The organism is Klebsiella sp. HMSC16A12, assembly GCF_001808265.1.
GTDB lineage: Bacteria > Pseudomonadota > Gammaproteobacteria > Enterobacterales > Enterobacteriaceae > Klebsiella > Klebsiella pneumoniae.
This window is the reverse complement of sequence record NZ_KV792528.1, coordinates 19,778-42,491: the sequence shown is the minus strand read 5'-3', so window position 1 is coordinate 42,491 and position 22,714 is coordinate 19,778. Positions and strand designations below refer to the sequence as shown.

General features: G+C 61.4%; 20 protein-coding genes and 2 pseudogenes. 16 read left to right on the top strand and 6 right to left on the bottom strand.

From position 1 onward, the window contains the following. The first annotated feature begins 301 nt into the window (after positions 1-301). The 7 genes from HMPREF3140_RS01875 (at position 302) to HMPREF3140_RS01845 (ending at position 7,399) form a co-directional block, all read left to right on the top strand. Positions 302-2,005 (top strand): ABC transporter substrate-binding protein, encoded by a 1,704-nt coding sequence (locus HMPREF3140_RS01875; protein ID WP_032411661.1) that lies wholly within the window; start codon positions 302-304, stop codon positions 2,003-2,005. Positions 2,006-2,048: 43 nt separating this feature from the next. Then, complete coding sequence (locus HMPREF3140_RS01870) at positions 2,049-3,008, top strand: ABC transporter permease (protein WP_032411663.1); 960 nt, start codon at positions 2,049-2,051, stop codon at positions 3,006-3,008. Further along, positions 3,005-3,955 (top strand): oligopeptide ABC transporter permease, encoded by a 951-nt coding sequence (opp4C, locus tag HMPREF3140_RS01865; protein WP_014907471.1) that lies wholly within the window; start codon positions 3,005-3,007, stop codon positions 3,953-3,955. The genes HMPREF3140_RS01870 and opp4C overlap by 4 nt, the downstream gene beginning before the upstream one ends. Beyond that, positions 3,952-4,932 carry an ABC transporter ATP-binding protein gene (locus tag HMPREF3140_RS01860; RefSeq protein WP_009486397.1) on the top strand — a complete coding sequence of 327 codons (981 nt, stop codon included), beginning with the start codon at positions 3,952-3,954 and terminating at the stop codon, positions 4,930-4,932. Before opp4C ends, HMPREF3140_RS01860 begins: the two co-directional genes overlap by 4 nt. Next, a complete protein-coding gene (locus tag HMPREF3140_RS01855; RefSeq protein ID WP_032411665.1) occupies positions 4,929-5,900 on the top strand; it encodes an ABC transporter ATP-binding protein in 972 nt (323 codons plus the stop codon). The genes HMPREF3140_RS01860 and HMPREF3140_RS01855 overlap by 4 nt, the downstream gene beginning before the upstream one ends. A 365-nt stretch (positions 5,901-6,265) precedes the next feature. Beyond that, positions 6,266-6,793 carry an anti-virulence regulator CigR family protein gene (locus HMPREF3140_RS01850; protein WP_002907918.1) on the top strand — a complete coding sequence of 176 codons (528 nt, stop codon included), beginning with the start codon at positions 6,266-6,268 and terminating at the stop codon, positions 6,791-6,793. A 117-nt stretch (positions 6,794-6,910) separates the two neighbouring features. After that, a complete protein-coding gene (locus HMPREF3140_RS01845) occupies positions 6,911-7,399 on the top strand; it encodes a DinB family protein (RefSeq protein ID WP_004175817.1) in 489 nt (162 codons plus the stop codon). 36 nt (positions 7,400-7,435) lie between these two features. Here the strand turns inward: HMPREF3140_RS01845 and HMPREF3140_RS26795 are convergent. Continuing rightward, positions 7,436-7,531 (bottom strand): annotated as a pseudogene (locus tag HMPREF3140_RS26795) (transcriptional regulator); the annotation flags it as partial. Between the two features lie 13 nt (positions 7,532-7,544). Continuing rightward, complete coding sequence (locus tag HMPREF3140_RS01840) at positions 7,545-9,077, bottom strand: MFS transporter (RefSeq protein ID WP_032411668.1); 1,533 nt, start codon at positions 9,075-9,077, stop codon at positions 7,545-7,547. A gap of 115 nt (positions 9,078-9,192) precedes the next feature. Between HMPREF3140_RS01840 and HMPREF3140_RS01835 the strand changes: the two genes are divergently transcribed. Continuing rightward, the gene (locus HMPREF3140_RS01835; RefSeq protein ID WP_032411670.1) at positions 9,193-10,110 is read left to right on the top strand and encodes a LysR family transcriptional regulator; all 918 of its coding nucleotides are present in this window, start codon (positions 9,193-9,195) and stop codon (positions 10,108-10,110) included. 73 nt (positions 10,111-10,183) lie between these two features. Here the strand turns inward: HMPREF3140_RS01835 and HMPREF3140_RS01830 are convergent, their stop codons facing one another. The 4 genes and pseudogenes from HMPREF3140_RS01830 to HMPREF3140_RS01815 form a co-directional block, all read right to left on the bottom strand. After that, positions 10,184-11,173: an isopenicillin N synthase family dioxygenase gene (locus HMPREF3140_RS01830; RefSeq protein ID WP_077270440.1), complete on the bottom strand. Its 990-nt coding sequence runs from the start codon at positions 11,171-11,173 to the stop codon at positions 10,184-10,186. Positions 11,174-11,193: 20 nt separating this feature from the next. After that, entirely contained in the window at positions 11,194-12,612 is a 1,419-nt protein-coding gene (locus tag HMPREF3140_RS01825; RefSeq protein ID WP_004210086.1) for an amidohydrolase family protein, read from the bottom strand. An 11-nt stretch (positions 12,613-12,623) separates the two neighbouring features. Further along, positions 12,624-13,612 (bottom strand): annotated as a pseudogene (locus tag HMPREF3140_RS01820) (ABC transporter substrate-binding protein). 294 nt (positions 13,613-13,906) lie between these two features. Next, positions 13,907-14,806 carry a LysR family transcriptional regulator gene (locus tag HMPREF3140_RS01815; protein ID WP_002908057.1) on the bottom strand — a complete coding sequence of 300 codons (900 nt, stop codon included), beginning with the start codon at positions 14,804-14,806 and terminating at the stop codon, positions 13,907-13,909. 207 nt (positions 14,807-15,013) lie between these two features. Here HMPREF3140_RS01815 and HMPREF3140_RS01805 point away from each other — a divergent pair, with 207 nt between their 5' ends. The 8 genes from HMPREF3140_RS01805 to HMPREF3140_RS01770 are packed head-to-tail and all read left to right on the top strand — an operon-like array spanning position 15,014 to position 22,699. Continuing rightward, entirely contained in the window at positions 15,014-15,982 is a 969-nt protein-coding gene (locus HMPREF3140_RS01805; RefSeq protein WP_032411678.1) for a PDR/VanB family oxidoreductase, read from the top strand. 11 nt (positions 15,983-15,993) lie between these two features. Then, the gene (locus HMPREF3140_RS01800; protein WP_032411680.1) at positions 15,994-17,277 is read left to right on the top strand and encodes an amidohydrolase family protein; all 1,284 of its coding nucleotides are present in this window, start codon (positions 15,994-15,996) and stop codon (positions 17,275-17,277) included. Continuing rightward, complete coding sequence (locus HMPREF3140_RS01795) at positions 17,267-17,746, top strand: RidA family protein (protein ID WP_002908128.1); 480 nt, start codon at positions 17,267-17,269, stop codon at positions 17,744-17,746. Before HMPREF3140_RS01800 ends, HMPREF3140_RS01795 begins: the two co-directional genes overlap by 11 nt. After that, positions 17,743-18,624: a creatininase family protein gene (locus HMPREF3140_RS01790; protein WP_032411683.1), complete on the top strand. Its 882-nt coding sequence runs from the start codon at positions 17,743-17,745 to the stop codon at positions 18,622-18,624. The genes HMPREF3140_RS01795 and HMPREF3140_RS01790 overlap by 4 nt, the downstream gene beginning before the upstream one ends. Then, positions 18,624-19,607: an ABC transporter substrate-binding protein gene (locus HMPREF3140_RS01785; RefSeq protein WP_070552824.1), complete on the top strand. Its 984-nt coding sequence runs from the start codon at positions 18,624-18,626 to the stop codon at positions 19,605-19,607. The genes HMPREF3140_RS01790 and HMPREF3140_RS01785 overlap by 1 nt, the downstream gene beginning before the upstream one ends. Further along, positions 19,604-20,434 carry an ABC transporter ATP-binding protein gene (locus tag HMPREF3140_RS01780; RefSeq protein WP_023280203.1) on the top strand — a complete coding sequence of 277 codons (831 nt, stop codon included), beginning with the start codon at positions 19,604-19,606 and terminating at the stop codon, positions 20,432-20,434. The genes HMPREF3140_RS01785 and HMPREF3140_RS01780 overlap by 4 nt, the downstream gene beginning before the upstream one ends. A 1-nt stretch (position 20,435) precedes the next feature. Continuing rightward, positions 20,436-21,251: an ABC transporter permease gene (locus HMPREF3140_RS01775; RefSeq protein WP_004145364.1), complete on the top strand. Its 816-nt coding sequence runs from the start codon at positions 20,436-20,438 to the stop codon at positions 21,249-21,251. A 26-nt stretch (positions 21,252-21,277) separates the two neighbouring features. Then, positions 21,278-22,699 carry an FAD-binding oxidoreductase gene (locus HMPREF3140_RS01770; RefSeq protein ID WP_032411686.1) on the top strand — a complete coding sequence of 474 codons (1,422 nt, stop codon included), beginning with the start codon at positions 21,278-21,280 and terminating at the stop codon, positions 22,697-22,699. The last annotated feature ends 15 nt before the right edge of the window (positions 22,700-22,714 follow it).

Below are 22,714 nucleotides of genomic sequence, written 5' to 3'. Positions count from 1 at the left end.
GGTGGTCGGTACGGGGCCACTATCATCGTTCCCTTTCAGCCGGCGAATACCGCGCAGGTGTGACGCCTGTTCAGAACCTCGCGATTGAAAAGCTGGGTCGCAGACAGCATGCTGACCAACCATCATCAGACAGCGGAAACCACTGCTTCATAGCCATAAAATGGGATTATATTGCCGATCCTTTGCTAAGGATAATTAGTTATAAATCATAGCGTTTCAGTGTTAGACAGGGCGAAGTGCGCCTCTTATCTTTCGTCATGAATTGTAAATAACCACGCAATCATTTGATGAGGTAGCACTTTTGTCCAGATTACAACAAGGATTAAAAACCAGACAAACCCGCTTCGCCCTGGCGCTAAAAGTGGCCCTGCTCGGCGGCGTGGTAGCATTTTCTTCTGCTGTCTTTGCTGAGGGTCTCCTGAAAGAAGGTATCACCCCGGCCACTGAAGCCAGCCAGATCCCGGCCAGCGCCAAACTGCGCACAGACACGGTGGTGGCCGGGATCTCCGAGCCGCAGGGGATCTTTAACCCCTACTTTTTCGTCAACGGCTGGGATGAGAACGTGACTAACGTCATTTTTTCACGCCTGATCGACTGGGACAGCCAGGGCAAGCTGGTCCCGGGACTGGCGGAGAGCTGGACGGTCAGCCCGGATAACAAAGTCTATACCATCAAATTGCGCCCTGGTCTCACCTTTAGCGACGGCTCACCGCTGACGGCGGAAGATGTCGCCTTTACCCTGACGGTCCTGCTCGACCCCAGCTATGATGGCGATACCGACATCACCCTGGCCAATATCGCCGGCGGGGCGGACTACAAAGCCGGCAAGGCTGACAGCGTCAGCGGCCTGAAGGTCATCGACCCGCTCACCCTGCAGGTGACCACCACGCAGCCAGGCGCCACCACGCTGGCCAAAATTGGCGGGCCTGTACTGTCGAAAGCCTGGTACGGCAAAGGGTATCAGCGGGGGAATCTCGACTATCTGCGCTCACTGCACGGCAAGCCGCTGGGCAACGGCCCTTACGTGTACGACAAATATATTCCCGGTCAGGAAATACGCTTCCATGCCAATAGCCATTTTTACCGTGGGACGCCGCCAACGCCGCGCTTTATCTATCGCGTGACCAATCCGTCCACCAACTTCCAGCTGTTCCAGACCGGGGAGACCGACTACGACGCCTTTACCTCGCGCCCCGACGATATTGAGCAACTGAAGATGCTCGGCTTCGCCAATATTAATCTTTACGGCTCCAGCGACTACAGCCAGGTGGAATTCAACGTGCATCGCCCGGCGCTACAGGATAAGCGGGTGCGCCAGGCGCTGATTTACGGCCTGGATAGGCAGAAGCTGATCGACGTGGTCTATCAGGGATACGGCAAAGTCGCCATCGAACCGATCGCGCCGATCTCCTGGGCCTTTAACGCTGAAGGCGTCAACCCTTACCCTTACGATCCGGCCCAGGCCAAAAAGCTGCTGGATGAGGCCGGCTGGAAACCAGGCGCCGACGGTATCCGCGCCAAAGACGGCCAGCGCCTGGAGCTGACCCTGCTGGTGAGCAAGAAGGTGCTCAACGATGCGCTGATCCCCATCGCCAAGGAGAACTGGCGGCAGATCGGCGTGCTGCTGAAGCCGCAGGTGGTGGATTTCAACGCCCTGATGGCGCAGCGCAAAGCCGGAAATTACGATTTGGCCTCGTTCAGCACCAGCACCCTCAACGACCCGCACGACGGGGTATGGGATTTCTACAGCAGCGAAGCTAAAGAGTCCGGCTACCATAACGCGGAAGTCGATAAGCTGATTAACGCCGGCAACGCGGTGCTCGACATCGAACAGCGCAAGCCGATCTACCACCAGCTGTATAAAGTGCTGGCCGACGATCCGCCGGTGATCCTGCTCGGCTATCGCGAGATCCTTTCCGCCAGCAGCGCCCGCGTCAGCGGCTTTAAGCCGGATATCTACAACGGCCTGACCGGCAGCCTGCCGGATGTAAAAATCGTCAAATAAATCCCTGGCCGCCGGGTTAACCGGCGGCTGATGTGAGACCGTCATGAGAAATTTCATCCTGAGGCGCCTGCTGCAAACGCTGCCGATGCTGCTGCTGGCCTCCTTCATTATTTTTTTGCTGTTTGCCAAAACCCCTGGCGACTTTATCGATGGCAATATCACCCTGACCGCTGCCCGCGCCGCGGAGCTGAAGGCGATCTACGGCCTCGACCAGCCGCTGTTGACCCGCTACCTCCACTGGCTGGGACAGTTGCTGCGCGGTGATTTAGGCTTTTCGCTGCAGTATCAGATCCCGGTCAGCCAGTTGCTCAACCAGTACATCTGGAACTCTTTTCTGCTGGCCAGCGTCGCGCTGGTCTTTTACTGGGGCATCGGCCTGGCGGTGGGCGTGGTTTCTGCCCTGCGCCCTGGCTCCTGGTTTGATCATCTGGTGAGCGTCGCGGTGTTTGCCGCCATGTCGTTCCCCACCTTTTTCCTCTGCCTGCTGCTGATTAAATGGTTCGCCGTCGATCTCCACTGGCTGCCGGTAGGCGGGATGACCAATACCGGCAGCGACGAGAGCGGCTGGCAGTATGTGCTGCAGGTGGCTGCCCATCTGGCGCTGCCGGTGCTGGCGCTGGTGATGCTGCAGGCGGGCAGCCTGACGCGCTATGTGCGCGCCAGTATGCTCGACGTGGTGAAAATGGATTTTATCCGTACCGCCCGCGCCAAGGGGTTGCAGGAGCGCACGGTGATCCTCAAACATGCCCTGCGCAACACCCTGCTGCCGATTATCACCCTGCTGGGCTTCGAGCTGCCGGGGCTGTTCTCCGGGGCGATCATTACCGAAAAGGTATTCAACTGGCCGGGGGCGGGCCACATTCATATCGACTCGCTGGCCGCCCGCGACTATCCGGTACTGATGGGGTTTACCCTGTTTCTGGCGGTGCTGACGATAGTCGGGAATCTGCTCGCCGACGTGCTGTACGCCTGGGCCGATCCGCGTATTCGGGTGAGGTCATAATGATCCTGTCTTACTTAGCTTCCCGTCGCCGCCAGCGGCAGGCGGCTATCCCGGCGCTGGCGCACATTACCCCCTCTCCCTGGCGCCAGGGGTGGCGACAGCTGCGCCGTAACCGGCTGGCCATGTTCTGCCTGCTCCTGCTGGCGGTGATGGCGGTGTGGTGCGTGCTGGGGCCCGTCTGGTCGCCGTGGAGTGATGATGCCACCGACGCCCTGAGCATCAACCAGCCGCCCGGGGCGGAACACTGGCTGGGGACCGATTTCCTCGGTCGCGATGTCTACACCCGCCTGCTGCTGGCCGGGCGCATCTCGCTGATTATCGGCCTGCTGACCATGGTGATGTCGGTGTGCCTCGGCTACCTGCTCGGCGCCCTCTCGGGTTACGTCGGCGGGTTAACCGACAAACTGATCATGCGCGTGGCCGACCTGGTGATGACTATCCCTGGGTTACCGCTATTGATCGTCGCCGGGGCGATGCTTTCTGAGCTCGATTTTTCGCCGGACTCGCGCATTTATATGGTGGTGGTGATGCTCAGCCTGCTGGAGTGGCCCCGACTGGCGCGGCTGGTGCGCGGGCAATGTCTATCCCTGCGCGAACGCGATTTTATGCTGGCCACCCAGGTGCTGGGTCTGTCGGCGCGTCGCCGGCTGTTTGGCCACCTGCTGCCGAATACCATTCCGATTCTGGTGGTGATGGCGACCATGGCCGTCGCCAACGCCATTCTCAGTGAATCCGCGCTGAGCTATCTCGGCCTCGGCGTGGTGCCGCCGACGCCGTCGTGGGGCAATATGATGGATGCCGCTAACAGCCTGATCGATTTCCAGCGCCGCCCCTGGCTGTGGATGCCGCCGGGCATCGCCATCTTTATCACCGTGATCGCCATCAATGTGCTGGGCGATGGCCTGCGCGACGCCATGGATCCCAATATGAAACCGAGGCTGAAATGACCACGCCGTTAGTCTCCTTTAATCATCTCTCCGTCTCTTTCGCCGGCGAACGCTCTCGCGTGCGCGCGGTGCAGGAGGTCTCTTTCACCATTCAGGCCGGGCAAACCGTTGGCGTGGTGGGTGAATCCGGCTGCGGCAAAAGCGTCACCGCCATGGCGCTGATGGGCCTCCTGCCGCCGCAGACGGCGCGCATCGACGGCGGCGAGATCCGCTTCGCGGACCGCGATCTGCTGCGGCTGAAAGCCAGACAGATGGCCGATCTGCGCGGTCACCAGCTGGCAATGATTTTTCAGGAACCGATGTCGGCCCTCAACCCGGTGTTGACCATCGGGGAGCAGCTGTGCGAACCGCCGATCCGCCACCTCGGCGCCACGCCGAAAGCCGCCTGGCATCAGGCCATCCAGCTGTTAAGCGAGGTCGGCCTGGCGCGCGGGGACAGCCTGATGACCCGCTATCCTCACCAGCTTTCCGGCGGCATGCTGCAGCGGGTGATGATCGCCATGGCGCTGAGCTGTCGGCCCAAACTGCTGATCGCCGACGAACCCACCACCGCGCTCGACGTGACCGTGCAGGCGCAGATCCTACGCCTGCTGCGGGATCGGGCGCGGGCCAGCCAGATGGCGATGATGCTGATTACCCACGACCTGGGGGTGATCGCGCAGATGGCCGAGCAGGTGGTGGTGATGTATGCCGGACGAATTGTGGAACAAGGCGCCACCGCGGAAGTGCTACGGCATCCACAGCATCCCTACACGCGGGGGCTGATCGCCTCCCGACCGGTGCCCGGTGAGCGGCGTCGGCGGCTGTACTCAATTCCCGGCCAGGTGCCGGATCTGGCCGCCCTGCCGGCGGGCTGCGCCTTTGCCGGGCGCTGCGAGCGGGCGACGGCGCGCTGCCGGGAGGCGATTCCGCCGCTGCTCGGCGACCGCCAACGTGCCGCCTGCTTTTATAGCGAATTTGCGGAGGTGAAAGCATGAGCGAACGCTATGTCATTGAAGTGGATGGATTGAAAAAATATTTTCCGCTACGCGACGGCCTGTTTGGTCAGCAGACCGGCGAGCTTCGCGCGGTGGACGGCGTCAGCTTTAATATCCGTCCGGGCACCATTTTTGGCCTGGTGGGCGAGTCCGGCAGCGGTAAAACCACCGTCGGCCGGACCCTGCTTGGCCTGTACGAGAAGAGCGCCGGCAGCGTGAAATTTCACGGTCAGGAGCTGGCCGACCTGACCGCGCCTGCCCTGCGCGCTATCCGGCCCAGGATGCAGCTGGTGTTTCAGGACCCCTATAGCTCGCTGAACCCGCGGCTGCGTATTGGCGACGCGATTGGCGAAGCCATGCTGGAGCACAAACTGTGCGCCCGCAATGAGCTATATGACCGGGTAATCGACGTGATGAAGATCTGCGGCCTGGCGCCGGAACACTATGCCCGCTTCCCGCATCAGTTTTCCGGCGGCCAGCGTCAGCGGATCGGTATTGCCCGGGCGCTGATCCTCAACCCGGATTTTATCGTCGCCGATGAACCCATCTCGGCCCTTGATGTGTCGATTCAGGCGCAGATCATCAATTTGTTTTCCGACCTGCGCGACAACCGCGGGGTCACGTTTCTGTTTATCTCCCACGACCTCGGGGTGGTGGAGCATTTATGTGACGATGTGGCGGTGATGTATCTCGGGCAACTGGTGGAAAGCGCCAGCCGCGATGCGCTGTTCAACCGCCCCCTCCATCCCTACACCCGCGCCCTGCTGGCTGCGGTGCCGACCCTCGACCCGCACAGTGAACCGCAGGCGCTGGTGCAAGGCGAGATCCCGGATCCGGCCAATCCCCCCGCCGGCTGCCGCTTTTCATCCCGCTGCCCGCTGGCCAGCGAACGTTGCCGCAGAGAGCCTCCGGCGCTGCGCGAGGTGGCCCCGGGCCATCGGGTCGCCTGTCATTGGGTCGCATCCTGAGCGCGGTCAATGGGGTTATTTATTTCTAAACAACCGACCGATTGTGCGCGGCAGCGCCAGGATTTACTATCCGCCCCGTCTTGTGAGACGCGCGATAAATGAAGCGGAACATCTTTGTACTCTTTTGCCCAATGGCTTCGGGCATTTTTTCTCCACGCCCGGGAGCGATCCTCCCGGCAAGATATTTAGCGGGGCGCGGTCGCCCGTCTGTCAAAACGCAGCAATGGAATTGCTCGTCCGCGTCCCGCTACCCTTTTCCCGCCGCTAATTAAATAAGGGCAAAAAAATAAGACAACATGAGATTGCCTGGGGTATAGCTTTATCTTATTTTTTAAGCGTGTACTCCCTGTTAAGGTATCAACATCATGCTTAAGCGTCGCACTCTCAAAACAGCACTGGCGGCGGTTATTTCCCTTGCCGTCATGGCCGCGCCAGCGTATGCCAACCCGGGTAATGGCAATGGCAACGGCGGTGGGAATCACGGGAACAGTGGTAACCATGGCAATAGCGGCAATCATGGTAACAACGGTAACAGTGGCGACCATGGCAATAAAGGGCAAAATAAAGGCCAGTCCACTGAAGATCACGGCAAACGGAAAAACTACGGCAAGCCCGACCACGTCGACAGCGATATTAGCTTCTCACGGGCGCGCTCCCTTGCCGTGAACTACGGTCTGGTCGGCTATCAGGCGCTGCCGCCGGGTATCGCCAAAAATGTCGCCCGCGGCAAACCACTCCCTCCGGGGATCGCCAAAAAGACCCTGCCAGCTTCTATGATTAACGACCTGCCCTATTATCCGGGCTATGAATGGCGGGCGGTCGGCGATGATCTGGTGCTGGTGGCCCTGAGCACCGCGATCGTCACCGCCGTGATTAACGGTGTGTTTGACTAAATCATCTGCTTATTGAAAAGCCTCGCCTCGGCGAGGCTTTTTTGTGCCTGATGCCGGTGAGTGACGGCTCACCGGCATAACCAGTATGATAACGGTTCAACCAACCCGGGACCGACTATGGACAAAGACACAGTAGTAACGCTGTTGAAATACAAGCGCTGGATTGACCTTGCCACCTTACAGGCGATCCGCGCGATTGACGGAACGGTACATGGCGAAAAGCGTCACCTGACCATCAGGCTGATGAACCATATCCATGTCGTTGATATGATTTTCCGGGCGAACCTGCGCGGCAGGCCGCACGGCTACACCGCGCTGAATACCCCTGAGACGCCAACCGTTGATGAGCTGGAAACGGCCATGACCGCCTGTACGGACGAATACATTCAGTACGTCAGCGCCATGACCCCCGCCGATTTCCACGAACGTATCGCCTTCAAATTTGTCGACGGCGGCGACGGCAATATGACCGCGATGGAGATGCTGAACCACATGCTCTTTCACGGCGCCTATCACCGCGGCGCGGTGGGCTGGATGATTGGCGAATGCGGCGGCGTGCCGCCGAAAGAGGTGCTGACCGTTTTCCTGCGCGACCATCATTCCTGACCGAGCGAAACCATTCACCGTCGATTACGCGGAGAATCAGCAGGAGCTCTGCCTGATGTCGAGTATGGGTTTTCTGGTACAGGGCGCTAAGGTGGGTTCTGATCGTGGCGATAGATACGCCCAGATGTAAGGCTATCAAGGGGGTTCAGGATCCACTGTCGCGGGTTTGGATAGCGCCCCCCTTCCGGCATAACGTCAGCCAGATCGTCAGGGCGCACAGCAGGGTGACGACCGCCAGCCCGCTAAACAGTAGCGTATAAGCAGAGTCATAGCTCTCGCGCAGCACCCGGAGGGAAAAATCAGGCAAAAGCGCAGCCGCCTGCGGCATATTGCCGGCCCCCAGCCAGCCTGCGGCGCGGTGAATCACCTCGGGGGCATACCCGTGAACGCGACTCTGCAGGGTCAGGGTATTGCTTGCCGTTAATACCGCGGAGACGACCGCCAGGGCGATCCCCTCGCCGGCAACGCGTACGGTGTTGAACAGGCCTGCCGCCATACCGGCTTTGGCGACCGGCACAGCGGATATCGCCATGCCATCCATCAGTCCCCAGGGAAGCGCCGCCCCCGCCCCACAGAGGATCAGCGCCAGCACCAGTTGCGGGAGGTGGTTACTGTGAAAAGCATCGCCCAGCAACAACAACCCGACGGAGGCCATCATCAGTCCCGCCGTGGACACCTGCCCCGGTGAAAACCAGCGGGTGAGCAGGGCCGCAACGGATGGGAAAACCAGCATCGGCGTGGTCAGCGCCATCAGATACAGTGCGCTCTGCGACTCACTCATCCCCTCTCCGCCCATAAAATGCAGTGGAACAATAATCAGCAGGACCACGTAGCAACAGCAGGTGGCGACAGGCAACAACAGTACGCCGACAAAACGCGGATGACGCAGCAGGGAGAGTTCCAGCACCGGGTTGTTCACCCTCCGGCAGCGTACGACAAAGGCCACGAACAGCCCCCCCGACGCGATGAGCAAGGCCAGCGTGGTCAGGGATAAAAAACCGCGGGCCGGAATGACCATAAGCGATGCAGTAAACAGCATCAGGGCCAGCGTAAACAGGGTTAAGCCCAGGTTGTCGGGTGTCCGCGGCTCGCTTTTTTCTGTCGCAGGCAGAGATACCAGGCCTATAAGCAGAACCCCTGCCGAGAGCAGCGCAAACAGGGCGTATACGCCGCGCCAACCCACCGCGTCGATCATGAAGCCGATCAGCAGCGGACCGAACGCCAGACCAATGCCGAACACCGTGCCGAGGATGCTGAATGCCCTGGTCCGCTGGGCGCCATCATACAGCTGGGCCAGCGCCGCACTGCCGCTGGCTAAAATCATCGCCGCGGCCAGGCCCTGCAGCGCCCTCAACACGCCTGACAGGAAGAGATTGTGCGTCAGACAAAACAGCAGGCTGCTCAGGCAAAACAGCGCGGCGCCGGCGATAAAAATACGTTTTCTGTCGATGGCATCCGCCGTCACCCCTGCGGCCAGCAAAAAGCTGCCGAAAGTCAGCATAAAGCCATTGGTCAGCCACGACAGCGCAGCGGGAGAGCCGCCCAGCGACTGCTGTATCGCGGGGGTGGTCATGACGCCGCCGGTAAAACTTAACGGCAGCAGCAAGGCCGCCATAAAGACAGAAAGCGCGGCCAGGGCGCTGGCGTATCGGGAAGGTGTTCTGGCGGTGAGTAACATCGGGCGGCCCTCATCAGTCGGCAAGAAAGAATAAACTGTCGCCATCCTATTGCGGATGTTAATGCCGATAAATAGACTGAAAATATCTTCTTAAAAGACATAAGGTTTATAATCAATGGACAGCCTCACCTCGCTGACGTCCTTTGTCCGCACCGCCGAAACGCTAAGCTTTGTTCAGGCCGCCAGGCTGCTGGGCATATCTGCCTCGGCGGTGGGTAAGAATGTCGCCCGGCTTGAGCATAAACTGGGGGTCCGGCTGTTCAACCGCAGCACCAGAAACGTCAGCCTGACGGCGGAGGGGGCCGCATTTCTGACCCGCTGTCAGAGTATCCTGGAGCTGATCCAGGAGGCCGAGTCAGAGCTGACCAGCAGTCTCTCACAGCCCACCGGCAAACTGAGGATTTCACTGCCTGTCATTGGCTACCGCCTGTTACTCCCCGCCCTCACCGCCTTTAGCCGTCTTTATCCGCAGGTTGAACTGGATCTCGACTTTAGCGACCGGCTGGTCAATCTGATCGATGAGGGAGTTGATGTTGCTATCCGCAGCGGTGAATTAGCGGACTCCCGCTTGATCGCCAGAACGCTGGGAGGCTTTCGTTTTGTGCTCTGTGCCAGCCCGGCCTATCTGGCGGAATACGGCGTTCCCGGCTCACCAGCGGAATTGGCGGCGCACAAGTGCATTTTTTTCCGCTTCCCCGCGACGGGGCTGATCCAGCCCTGGGAACTGCGCGGTATGCGACTGACGGCAGATTTCAGGGCCGCTGCCGTGATGACGGTCAATAACATTGAGGCCGCCATTCGCTTAAGCGCGGCGGGGATGGGCATCGCTTATGTGCCTGATTTTGTCGTGCGCGAGGCAATGGATGAGGGACAACTGCAGGAGGTGTTGCCCGGCTGTTGCGTCAAGGATGGGCATTTCTCGGTCCTGTGGCCCGCCAGCCGCTACCTGTCACCAAGAATACGCTGTTTTATCGATTTTATAGCTGCGGCGGAGATACCTTTGTCTCCCGCATCGGCAAGCCCTACCACCTGAAAAGCCCAACGCCAGATATCCTGCCGCCCGGCCAGCGAAAGCCGGCGGCAGGTATACCATTCAAGAGCGCATCTTACCCTTTGGCGAAATTGGCCTGGATCCGCTGCTGCAGATAATCCTCGGCGCTGATGGGCGGGTACTTCCTCTGCGGCCCGAGGATCTCGACATCTTTATTGGCCTGGCAGAAAAACGCCAGGCTGTAGCGCGGCCCCTGATATTCGTGGGGCAGCGGGTTTCTCACCCGGTGGAAGTTAGACGGCAGCTGGTCGTCGCTCCAGCGCATCAGCATATCGCCGATATTACAGGTGATCACCTCCTCGCGCGGCTCAATGCTGGTCCACTGCTGGCTTTCGCGGTCTTTACCGGGACAAACCTGCAGGCCGCCCTGGCCGGGGCGCTGGAACAGCAGCGTCAGACAGTCAAAATCGGTGTGCGCGCCGGCCCGCCACATCCCCTGCTGCGACTGCTCGGTTGCATAGTAATGCAGCATGCGCAAGGTGCTCTGATAGGTGTCACGCTGCGGATCGTGCGCGGTGGTGAAAAACGATTCCGGAAAACCGAGCTTCAAAGCAAAGCAGGAGAGGATCTTCATCCCTAGCTGCCAGCACTGCGATTCAAACCCGAGCATCGTCTGCCGGAAGCCTGGCAACTCCCGATCGCTGGGCCAGCGCCCGGCCATCAGCGGCCGGGTGATCTGATACGACTCTTTTTGATCCGGGGGGCGGGTCGACGGCCGAACCTGCGCTTTGCTTTCCCAGCCGGCGTTGCCGGCTAGCGGATACTGGCGCTTCACCTCGTCGGGCAGGTCGAAAAACGCCTCGGTCATGCTGAACGCCTGGCGGATATCCGCCAGCGGAATACCGTGATGGCTGACCTGGAAGAAGCCAATCTCTACCGCCGCCTCCCACAGTTGTTCGGCAATGTCATTTTTTCTTGCGGCAAAGTTCGACAGGTCGATACAGCGCACTTCGCGGGCGAAGGTCTCTTCGCCCTCGGCGCCCATCAGCGCCTCTTTTTCCAGTTCCTGTAAGGCATAGCGTTGATTCTGGGTGGTTGCGTTCATCGTCATTATCCTGTTATCAGTTAAACAGCGGCGCGCTGTTGGAGGGTACGGACGGCCGCCAGCGCGTCGTGGCGCATCGCGTCAAGGTCGAGACCGGGAATGGCGTCGTCTTCCACGATGGGGCGGCCATTGAGCAGCAGCGCCTTTAGCGCGGCGCGCCCACCGCAGGCCACCGGCCCAATGGCCATATCGTGCAGGCCGAAGTAGCGCGGATCGTCCAGCCGGTAAATGGCAAGGTCCGCCTGCATGCCGACCTGCAGGGTGCCGCTCTGCGCTAAGCCGAGGATCTGCGCCCCTCCGGCGCTGCCCCAGCGCACTACATCCTCCACCGTGGCCGCATCGGCCCCACCCTCAAAGGTGCCCCCGGCGTAGCGCGGCTGCGCCAGCATCCCCTTGCGCGCGCGCTGCAGCAGCCATGCGGCATGGGCTTCGCTTTGCATATCCGCCGCTTCATTCGAGGCGGCGCCGTCCACCCCCAGCGAGACCGGGACCCCGGCCTGCTCTAACGCCAGCAGATCGGCGATGCCGCTGCCCAGCCGGCCGTTGCTTTGCGGGCAGTGGGCGATGCCGGTTCCGGTACGGCCCAGCAGGGCAATCTCCTCCGGCAGCAGCTTCACCAGATGGGCAAACCACACGTCATTTCCCAGCCAGTCGTGTTCCGCGCAGAACTGCACCGGCGTCATGGCGAATTTCTGCCGCGCGGCGTCGAGATAATCGACGGTTTCCGATAAATGGCTGTGCAACCGGATCCCCAGCTGGCGGGCCAGCTTTGCCATCTCCCGCAGCTGGGCGCCCGGCGCGGAGTGCAGGACGGTAGTGGGCGCCATCACCACCCGGCGCAGAGACTCGGGCCGGGGGTCGTGATAGCGGCTGACCAGCCGTTCGACATCCGCCATATAGCCGTCGAAGGTTTCCGGACGCAGCGCCACCGGCAGATCCTGTTCCACCGCCCGGCCCTGGGTCGCCCCACCCCGGCACAGGACGATGCGCATCCCCAGCGCTTCCCCTTCGCTGAAGACAATCTCCGAGGTATCGAAAGGCATATCCGGCCAGTACAGGTAGTTGTGATCCGCCACGCTGGCGCAGCCCGAGCGCAGAAGCTCCACCAGGCCAATGCGCACCGCCAGACGAAAGGTATGTTCATCGAAAGCCGCGCGAAAGCGGTACGGCGTGGCGCTCAGCCAGGCCGTCAGGCTCTGGTTCAGCCCCTGCGGCTCGCCCTTCAGCAGCGACTGAAAAAGATGGTGGTGCGTGTTCACCCACGCCGGATAGATCACGCAGTCGCGGGCATCGATCTGTCGCTCTTCCGGCAGCGGCGTCAGGCTGCCGATGGCGGCAATCTTGCCGTCGCGGATGCGAATATCCGGCCCGGCCAGCCGCGCCGCCTCTCCGGGCAGACCGCTGAGGATGGCATGGGCATTTTTAATCATTAATGACATGGCGTCGCTCCTCAGGGTTTAACCTGCATGGCCTGAACAAATTCGGTGGTGTAGGCCTGTTTCCAGTCGGTAGCCGCCGCCAGCAGACCGGCGCTGACCATAAAGTCGCGGGTCTTCTGCCAGCGCGCGTCGGTCATCGTCCCCCAGCCCTGGCTGGCGGCATCCCCGCCGTCGATCAGGTGATGCTCACGGATCTGGGTCACGCCCCAGGCGAGCAGATCGTCGGTCATTTTCGGGTTGTCCTGCTTAATCAACGCATTTCCCGGCGCCGGATTGTTGAGGTAACTCACCCAACCCTCCATTGAGGCGCGCACAAACTTCGCCATCGCCGCTTTACGCTCGGCGATGGTATCCGGGCGGGCGATAAGGATGCCGCCGTAGGGGGGATAGCCGTGTTCGGAAAAGAGGAAGAAGTTCGCCTTCACTCCGGCCTTCTGCACCTGGAACACCTCGGAGCTGACATAGGCCTGCTGGGCGACAGCGTCATCGACGACAAAGGGTTGAATATTGAAGGTATAGGGGCGAACCTGCGCGTCGCTCAGCTGGTATTGCGCCTTCAGCCACGGCCACCACGTCGCCTGACCGGAGCTGGAGACCAGCAGGGTTTTGTCTTTCAGCCCCTGCAGGGAGGTGACATCGGCATGGGTCAGCAGCCCCTGGGGATCGTACTGAAAGGGCGCGGCAATGGCCTTTGCCTGGAAGCCGCGCTGAATGCCTTCCAGCAGCTGCAGGTCGTAACCGATGATCACATCGGCCCGCTTCGACAACAGCAACTGCATGCCGTTGACCTGCGGTCCGCCGGAGCGGATCTCGACGTCGAGACCATATTTTTGTACAGCCCGGTGGCCTGAGCCTGATAATAACCCCCCTGCTCCGCCTGGGCGTACCAGGAGGTCAGCAGAACGATTTTCTCCTCGGCCTGAACGGCCAGCGAGACACTGCCGAGAGCCATCAGGCCCAGCCAGCGTATGCCCCGGGGAAGGCGTGCGCCTGTTTTCATATCCCTCTCCTCTTTACGCCGGGAGGGGGAGCGAGCGAATGTGGCTCAGCCTCCCATCCCGGTCAACATTGAACCGCGACATGGTGACTGAGCAATGTCCCGTATGGATAACCCGTACTGACCGCTTCTACTCACACTCAGCTATACAAAAACAATGCCAGATTTTATCGCCCGCGAGCGGCCGCGAGAAATCGCCTGCGCCGCCCCCCTTGGGCATGCAACCTTTGATTCATGCCCACAAGAAACGCACCATAATGGTGCGCTAATGAATGATTTTAGTGCCTGCCCGACATTTCACAGCTGGCTGAAGAGCATCTCCAGCTGGTTCAGCATCATCGAGGCGGCAAGGGAAAGCTGGCGGGCGGGCGAGACGCACAGCGCCAGGGTGAAAGGCTTAAGCTGCGGATCGGTTAGCGGCACAAACGCCAACTGGCCGGACTCAATCTCATCGAGAATATCCAGCCGGCACAGAATGCCGATGCCCATCTGCTCTTTGATCAGGGTGCGGATCATGTGAATGTTATTCGATACCGCCACCTCCTTTACCTCGTTGCCGCTGATGTTCACCAGCGCCTCCACCGGCTCGCTGATCATCAATGGGGCGGACGGCAGGATAAAGGGGTAGTCGAGGCACTGACTAAAGCGCACCGCGCTGCGGCTGGCCAGCGGATGGCCGGTGGGCACCACAATCCCCATATTCATCTCGGCAAACGCCCGCACCTGCAGTTCACGAGAGGTCTGGGGATTGAGCATGATGCCGAAATCCGCCTCGCCGGAGATCAGCGCCTGCTGGATGTGGATATTGTTGATGGTGGTCAATGTAAAAGAGATGTTGGGATAATGTTTATGCACCTCTTTGAGCATCGTCGAAAAGAAATGCCGGTTAATGGCATCGATGGTGGCGATGCGCACATGCCCCCGCCGCAACCCGCGCAGATCGTCCAGCTGCTCACAGACCCGGGTAAAGTCCTTTTTCCAGTTATTGGCCGCGTGCAGGAGCAGCTCCCCGGCGGCGGTCAGCCTCAGCCCGGTGGGATGGCGCTCGAAGAGCGGCATCGCCAGCTCCTGTTCCACGCGCAAAATCTGACGGTCGATGGAAGACGCCGACACATGCAGCGCCTCTGACGCTTTACGAAACGATCCCTGACGGGCCACTTCGGTGAAATAGAGCAGAAATCGGGAGAAGGCAAACATGGTTTGGGTGCTCTCTTTTTTGCAACGGGTTGTGCGAATCAAAGCTCTGGACGCAACAGTTTTATCACAATACCGTAGCATTCATAGCGGAGAAACGATCGTTTCACCCATTTTCTTGCACGCCGGACAGTTCACCGCGAAGGGGAGTTATCTCTTCGCCGCCCCTGGCCGCCCTGCAGACAGCGGAGTGAGGGAGAGTAAACGGTAATGCACAGCCACGATCTTATTTCGGTCTCGGTCGGGGAAATACGCCCCAATGGACAGGGAAATCTATCATTAATATTGCAGGCGGCGGCCGGGGAAATATTACCGGCCTACTCCGCCGGGGCGCATATCGATATTATTATTCCCGGCGTCGGTCCGCGGCAGTATTCCCTGTGCGGCACGCCTGACCGCAGTAATACTTATGAAATTTGCGTCAGGCTGACTGATGCTTCCACCGGCGGCTCACGCTATTTGCACCAGCAGCTCAAAGCCGGCGATCGGCTCGCCATTTCGCCGCCGCGCAACCATTTTCCCCTGCCGCAGGCCGGGCGCTACCTGCTGTTTGCCGGCGGTATCGGCATCACGCCTTTGCTGGCGATGGCTGAAGCGATTGCCGCCAGAAAGGGGGCGCTGGAGCTGCATTATTATGTCGCCAGTTCGCGCCAGACCGCCTTCTCCCCGCGCCTGAACCAGCTGACTGCGAACGGCACGGTGGCCATTCACTGCAGCGAGGAAGGCGCGTCGCTTCGCCAGCGGGTCCCCGAATGCTTAACTGTGCCCCACCCTGATACCGCAGTAATAGCCTGCGGCCCGGAGGGTTTTATTCAGAGACTGCGGTCGGTCATGGAGGAATATCGCTGGTCGCCGTCGCAGTTCGTATTCGAGCGTTTTACTCCCGCGGCGGAAAATAATACTGCGGCGAAAAATGCGTTTTATATTGAGCTGGCCTCCAGCGGGCAGCGCCTGCAGGTGGCCGCGGATCAAACCATTGCTCAGGTATTACAGCACGCCGGGGTGGAGGTAATGCTCTCCTGCGAACAGGGAATGTGCGGCTCCTGTATTACCGGGGTCCTCGACGGGATCCCCGAGCACCGGGACAGCGTGCTGACGGCGGAAGAGAAAGCTGGCAACGACCAGATCACGCTCTGCTGTTCGCGGGCGAAATCCCCGCTTCTGGTTTTGGATCTGTGAGGAGACTGACGATGACGCTCCCCTCCTCTTGCGCGCCGCTCACCGGTATCAGCCGCGCCCGACTCCCGGCCTGGGCGCTGCCCGACGGCTGGCCGACGCAGGCCAACGGTGAACCGCTGCTGGCGGACCTGGCCTTTCGCGACGGCCGGATCGCCGCACTGACCCCAACCGACCAGCCGACTCCCGGCCTGTGGGACCTGGCGGGAGCCCTGACGCTCCCCGGCCTGGTGGAACCCCATGCCCATCTGGACAAGACATTCACTATTGAACGCTGCCGTCCAGCGCAGGCCGGGCTGCTGCCGGCGATCCACGCCATGCATGAGGATCGCCGACACTGGTCCAGGGCGGATATTCAACGCCGAGCGTCCACCGCGCTGGCCCGGGCGGCAGCGAATGGCGTGACCCATTTGCGCAGCCATGTCGACTGGTTTACCGCCGACGCGCCGGACGCCTGGCAGGAGATCGCCCGCCTCGATACCGTCGGCCTCACCCTGGAGCGGGTGGCGCTGGTCCCGCTGCCCCTGTTTCGCGAGCTGGCGCAAGCGGAGGCCATCGCCCGGACGGTCGCCAACAGCGGAGAGCGCTGCCTGCTGGGCGGCTTCATCCACTCCTCCAACTGGGACGCCACCGCCATGGAAAATCTGCTGTACAGCGCGGCCCGCTGGGATCTGGATCTGGATTTGCATATTGATGAGGAGCTCAGCGAAGTGTCTCAGGGGCTGACCTGGCTGGCGGATCATCTCTCCCGCCACCCTTTTCCCGGGCATATCTGCTGCAGCCACGGCTGCGCACTGGCCGCCGGCAGCGACGAACAGGCGGCGCCGATCCTGCGCCAGCTGGCGGCGCACGGCGTCACCCTTATCGCTCTGCCGATGACCAACCTGCTGCTGCAGGATGCGACGTTCGGCCGCACGCCGCGCCAGCGGGGGATCACCCTGCTGCACGAGGCGCAGGCCGCCGGCGTGGCCACCCTGCTCGGCTGCGACAACGTGCAGGATGCCTTCTGCCCGGCGGGGAGCTATGACCCGCTGGACACCCTGGCCTGCGGTCTGTTCAGCGCTCAGCTCAGCGACCTGTTCGACCGGCAGTCGCGGCTGATCTGCGATCGCGCGGCGCTAACCGGTTCGCCGGCAGACGCGGCGCCTTTTGCCGTCGGGGCGGCGGCCAGCGTAGTGATTTTCCCGGGTAGCGACCGTTTTACCTGGCCTTTAAACAGCGCCGCCCGTCTGGTGGTTAACCACGGCAGGTTAACCCACCGGCGCGTGTGGCAGGAGGAGATGGCACATGAGTCTTGAAGCAGGCGCCGGGGCGCCGCTGGCGCGGTATGCCGCCTGGCGCAGAGCCGGCGATTTTATCTTTCTCTCCGGCATTATTCCGGTCAATCCCCTGACCGGCACCATCGTCAACGGCTTTCAGGATGTGCCTGAGCCGGTGCGGGAGCTGCTGGGGGCGACCGGCGAATTTTCGACCGATGCGAAACAGGGCCCGATCCTCGCCCAGAGCTGGTACGTCCTGGAGAGCATCCGCCGCACCGTGGCGTCCGCGGGAGGGCAGATGAGCGACGTTATCAAGCTGGTGCAGTACTTTCGCAACCTTGACCATTTTCCCTATTACAGCCGGGTCAGGAAGCTGTTTTACCCCGACCAGCCGCCCGTTTCCACCGTGGTGCAGGTCAGCGAAATGCTGCCCGACGCCACGGTACTGATTGAAGTCGAAGCGACCGTCTGGTTACCCCCGTCATTTAACTCCGAGGCACCGCGATGATTAACGGTTACATTCCTGCCGCGCGCTTTCTTCCTTTTCTGAGCTGGACGGACGTGGCCGCCCTGCCGGATAAAAGCAATACGGTTATCGTCCTCCCCACCGGGGCGATCGAACAGCACGGCCCGCATCTGCCCTGCTCGGTGGACAGCGTGATATCTTCCGGCGTGGCGGGCCATGCCCTCGCCAGGCTGCCGGCGACGATCCCGGCCTACGCCATTCCGCCGATCGTCTACGGTAAGTCCGAGGAGCATCTGCATTTTCCCGGCACCCTGACCCTTAGCGGCGATACGCTGCTGCATACCCTGCTGGAGATCGCCGAATCTCTCTATCGGGCCGGTTTTCGCAAGCTGCTGATGATCAACGGCCACGGCGGCCAGCCGCAGATCCTGCAGATCGCCTGCCGGGAAATGCGCCTGCGCCACGGGGATTTCATCGCCATCCCCCACGACGTGTTCAACGTGCCCAACTGCGAAAAACAGTTTCTCAGCCCGCATGAACAGCGGATGGCGATGCACGCCGGGCATAGCGAAACGGCGCTGATGCTGGCGCTGGCGCCGGAGTGCGTCCATATGGAACGGGCCGGCGCTAATTTCCCCCCGGAATTCCCCTGCCCGACCCTGTCGAAAGGCCGCCCGGCGGCGGCGTGGGCGTCGTATGACTTTGGCCCCAGCGGGGTGATTGGCGACCCGACCCCGGCGACGCGGGAGCAAGGCGAAGGGCTTCTCGACTCCCTCGCCGCCAGCTGGGCGCAGGCGATCATCGAGATCCACCGCATGGCCTGGGTCGAACGTCGCGAACCGACCTGGGGCAAACAGCACTGGCACGGCTTTGTGCAGTCCCTACCACCTTCTTTCGCTGCTGAATCCAGGGAGCCCTGATGAATACCAGATTGACGCCCGTTTTTACCCTGCTGACCGTGGCCGCCCTCGCGACCTCAGCCTCCTGCTTCGCGGCGGAGAAGTTTACCTTTCTCACCAACTGGTATGCCCAGGCCGAACACGGCGGGTTTTACCAGGCCCAGGCCACCGGGCTGTATCAACACGCCGGTCTCGATGTCGAAATTAAAATGGGCGGCCCGCAGGCCAACGTCATGCAGCTGATGGCGGCCGGTCAGGCGGACTGCACCCTTGGCGACAACGGCCAGGCGCTGGAGACCTGGCAGGCCGGGGTGCACGCGGTGACCGTCGCCACCGTGTTCCAGCACTCGCCGACGGTGTTTATCACCCATGACAAGGTGGAGAACCCGGCGGAACTTAAAGACAAAACCTTCCTGCTCGCCACCGAGGCCTCTACCTCCTTCTGGCCGTGGGCGAAAAGCGAGCTGGGTCTGGCTGGTAGCAAAGTGCGCCCCTATACCTTTAACGTTCAGCCGTTCCTCGCCGATAAAAACCTGGTGCAGCAGGGCTACGTGACCTCCGAGCCGTTCTCCGTCGCCAAAGGCGGGCAGCCGTTCTATGTCTATCCGCTCAGCGACTGGGGCTACCCGCCCTACGGCAACTCGATTATCTGTATGGCCGACACCATCCGCAAACGTCCGGCGGCGGTGGCGGCCTTCGTCAAAGCCTCCATGGAAGGCTGGAAAAGCTACCTGCAGGATCCCGCCCCCGGCAACAGCCTGATCGGCAAAGCGAATCCGCAGATGGGCGCCGAGCAGATCGCCTTTGGCATTGCCCAGATGAAGCAGTACCAGCTGGTGACCGGCGGCGATGCTAAGACCGGCGGCATCGGCATCATCACCGAGCCGCGGCTGAAAAAAACCTGGGACATGCTAGTGAAAAACAAACTGATCGACGCCAGCAAGGTGCCGTTTGAGCAGACTTACACCCTGGAGATGGTCAAAGACGCCGGAGTGATGCCATGAATACCGCCCCGAAACTGACCGTGATGAGCGATACCCGCTTTATGCCTGCCGCTGCCACCCCGGCCATCGAGGTGCTGTCGGCGGAGAAAATCTACAGCAACGGCACCCGGGCGCTGCTGCCCGTCAACCTGACCATCAATCAGGGGGAGTTTATTACCCTGCTCGGCCCGTCCGGCTGCGGTAAAAGCACCCTGCTGAAGATGGTCGCCGGCCTGGTGGAGCCCAGCGACGGCAAGCTGATGCTGTGGCGGCGCGACAGTCGGGAAAAGGCCCAGCATCCGCTGTCGTTCGTCTTCCAGGAAGCCACCCTGATGCCGTGGAGCAGCGTGCGCAATAACGTCAGGCTGCCGCTGGATCTGGCCGGCGTGCCGCGGGCGGAGGGCAATACCCGGGTGAATGAAGTCCTTGAGCTGGTGGGCCTCGGCAAGTTCGCCGACGTCCTGCCGCGCGAACTCTCCGGCGGCATGCAAATGCGCGTCTCCATCGCCCGCGGCCTGGTCACCCGCCCAAAGCTGCTGCTGATGGATGAGCCCTTCGGCGCGCTGGATGAAATTACGCGTAACAAACTCGACAGCGACCTGCTGCGTCTCTGGCAGGAGCAGAACCTGACGGTAGTGTTCGTCACCCACTCGATCCACGAAGCGGTGTTTCTCTCCCAGCGGGTGATCATGATGGCGGCCCGTCCCGGACGGGTGGTCGAAGATATCCCCATCCGCGAGCCGTTCCCGCGCAGCGAGGCGTTCCGCGTCAGCCCGGCCTTTTCCCTATATGCCCGTCAGCTGCAGGACAGTCTGTTACAGGCCAGCCAGTCTGGTATGGAGCCATAATATGAAAACCACAACCGCAACGCCGTGGATCCAGCATCCGCGTTTTCTCAAAATTCTCTATCCGACCCTCGTCGCGGTGGCGATGGTGCTCCTGTGGCAGGGCGCGGTGAGCTATTTCCGTATCCCGGCCTTTCTGGTGCCGTCGCCGCTGGTGATGCTGGAAAGCCTGTGGACGCATCTCACGCCGCTGCTGCTGGCGCTGCTGTTCACCCTCAAGATCACCCTGATCTCGTTTCTGCTGTCGATTGTCATCGGCGCCGCGGTGGCGTTTATCCTGGTGCAGAACCGCTTTGTGGAAACCGCCCTGTTTCCCTACATCGTGTTTTTGCAGGTGACGCCGATCGTCGCCATCGCCCCGCTGATCATCATCTGGGTGAAAGATGCCACGCTCTCGCTGGTGGTGTGCGCCACCCTGATGGCGGTGTTTCCCATCATCTCCAATACCACTCAGGGACTGCGCAGCGTCTCCCCCGGCCTGCTGAGCTATTTTCGCCTCAATCACGCCAGCCGCTGGCAAACGCTGGTGCGGCTGCGTATCCCCTCGGCGCTGCCCTATTTCTTCGGCGCGCTGCGTATTTCCAGTGGGCTGTCGCTGATTGGCGCGGTGGTGGCGGAGTTTGTCGCCGGGACCGGCGGGACCAATACCGGGCTGGCCTATCAGATCCTACAGGCCGGCTACCAGCTGGATATCCCGCTGATGTTTGCCGCGCTGCTGCTGATCTCTCTCGCCGGTATCGCGCTGTTTGGCGTGATGTCCTGGGTCTCGCGCCGGGCGCTCAGCGCCTGGCATGAAAGCGAAGCCGTGCAATCTCATTAATATTTTGCTGACGAACAGGAAAAAGAATGATGACTGATGAACAGCGTCAACACGCGGTCGCGGCGATCCAGCAGGCACTCCCGGCGCTGGAGTGGACCTTACAGCCGGCGAAGATCAAACGGCTCTCCCGCGATTTTCACTGGTTCAGTCCGCTACTCACCGAGCAACTGGCGGGGAAACAGGCGGACGCGGTGGTTCGCCCGCGCGACGAAGAGGAGCTGCGCCAGCTGGTCTGCGCCTGCGCGCAGCACCAGCTGCCGCTGACCCTGCGCGGCAGCGCCACCGGCAACTACGGACAGCTGGTCCCCCTCGAAGGCGGGCTGCTGGTGGATATGACCGGGCTCAACCAGATCGTCGCCCTCGGCAACGGCACAGTGAGGGCCCAGGCCGGCATTCGCCTGGCGGACATCGAAACCGCCGCCCGCCCGACGGGCTGGGAGCTGCGCTGTATGCCATCGACCTATCGACTGGCGAGCCTGGGCGGTCTCTACGGCGGCGGGTTCGGCGGTATCGGCTCCATCAACTATGGGCCGCTGGCGGCGCCCGGCAATGTGCTCAGCGTCAAAGTGATGACCGTCGAGCCGGTCCCCCGCGTGCTGACCGTCCCGGCTCCCGAAGCGCTGCTGCTGCATCACGCCTACGGCACCAACGGCATTATCCTGGAGGTTGAGCTGGCGCTGGCGCCTGCGCACCAGTGGATTGAACGTCTGGACGTGTTTGACGATTTCGCCGATGCGCTGAACTATGCCAACGCCTGCGTCCGCTCGCCGGGGCTGGTGAAGCGCCAGGTGGCGCTGCTGGCCACGCCGATCGCTGACTATTTTAGCCACCTCAACGATCGTTACCGCGCCGGGCAGCATGCGGTTATCAGCCTGATCGCCGAGGAGAGCGAAGGACTCTGCGCCAGCCTGTTACCGCGCCATCGCGGGAGCAACGCCATCCGGCAGGCCAGCGAGGAGGCCCGGACGCGCAACGGCTCGTTAATGGAATACTGCTGGAACCACACCACCCTGCATGCGCTCAAGGTGGACAATACGCTGACCTATCTGCAGACGGCGTTTGATCCGCTGCGCTATCCGCAGCAAATTTTACAGATGGAGCAGCACTTCGCCGGGGAGGTGATGTCCCATATTGAATTCCTGCGCGATATCGAGGGCAATCTCACCGCCAGCGGTCTGCAGCTGGTGCGCTATACCACGCCCGAACGTCTTAACGCCATCATGCAGATATTTCGCGACAACGACGTCAAGATTAACAACCCCCACGTGCTGCAGGTTGAGGACGGCAAACAGGGCGTGATTCGTCCCGACGTCGTGGCGGTGAAACAGTCTCTCGACCCGGCGGGATTGCTTAACCCCGGCAAGCTGCGCGGCTGGGCGCTGCGCGACCAGCTGGAACTCGACAGCAACCCGCTGACGCGGGCCACCCGCGAAAGCCCCACGACCTGATGGTCCCCGGTCCGG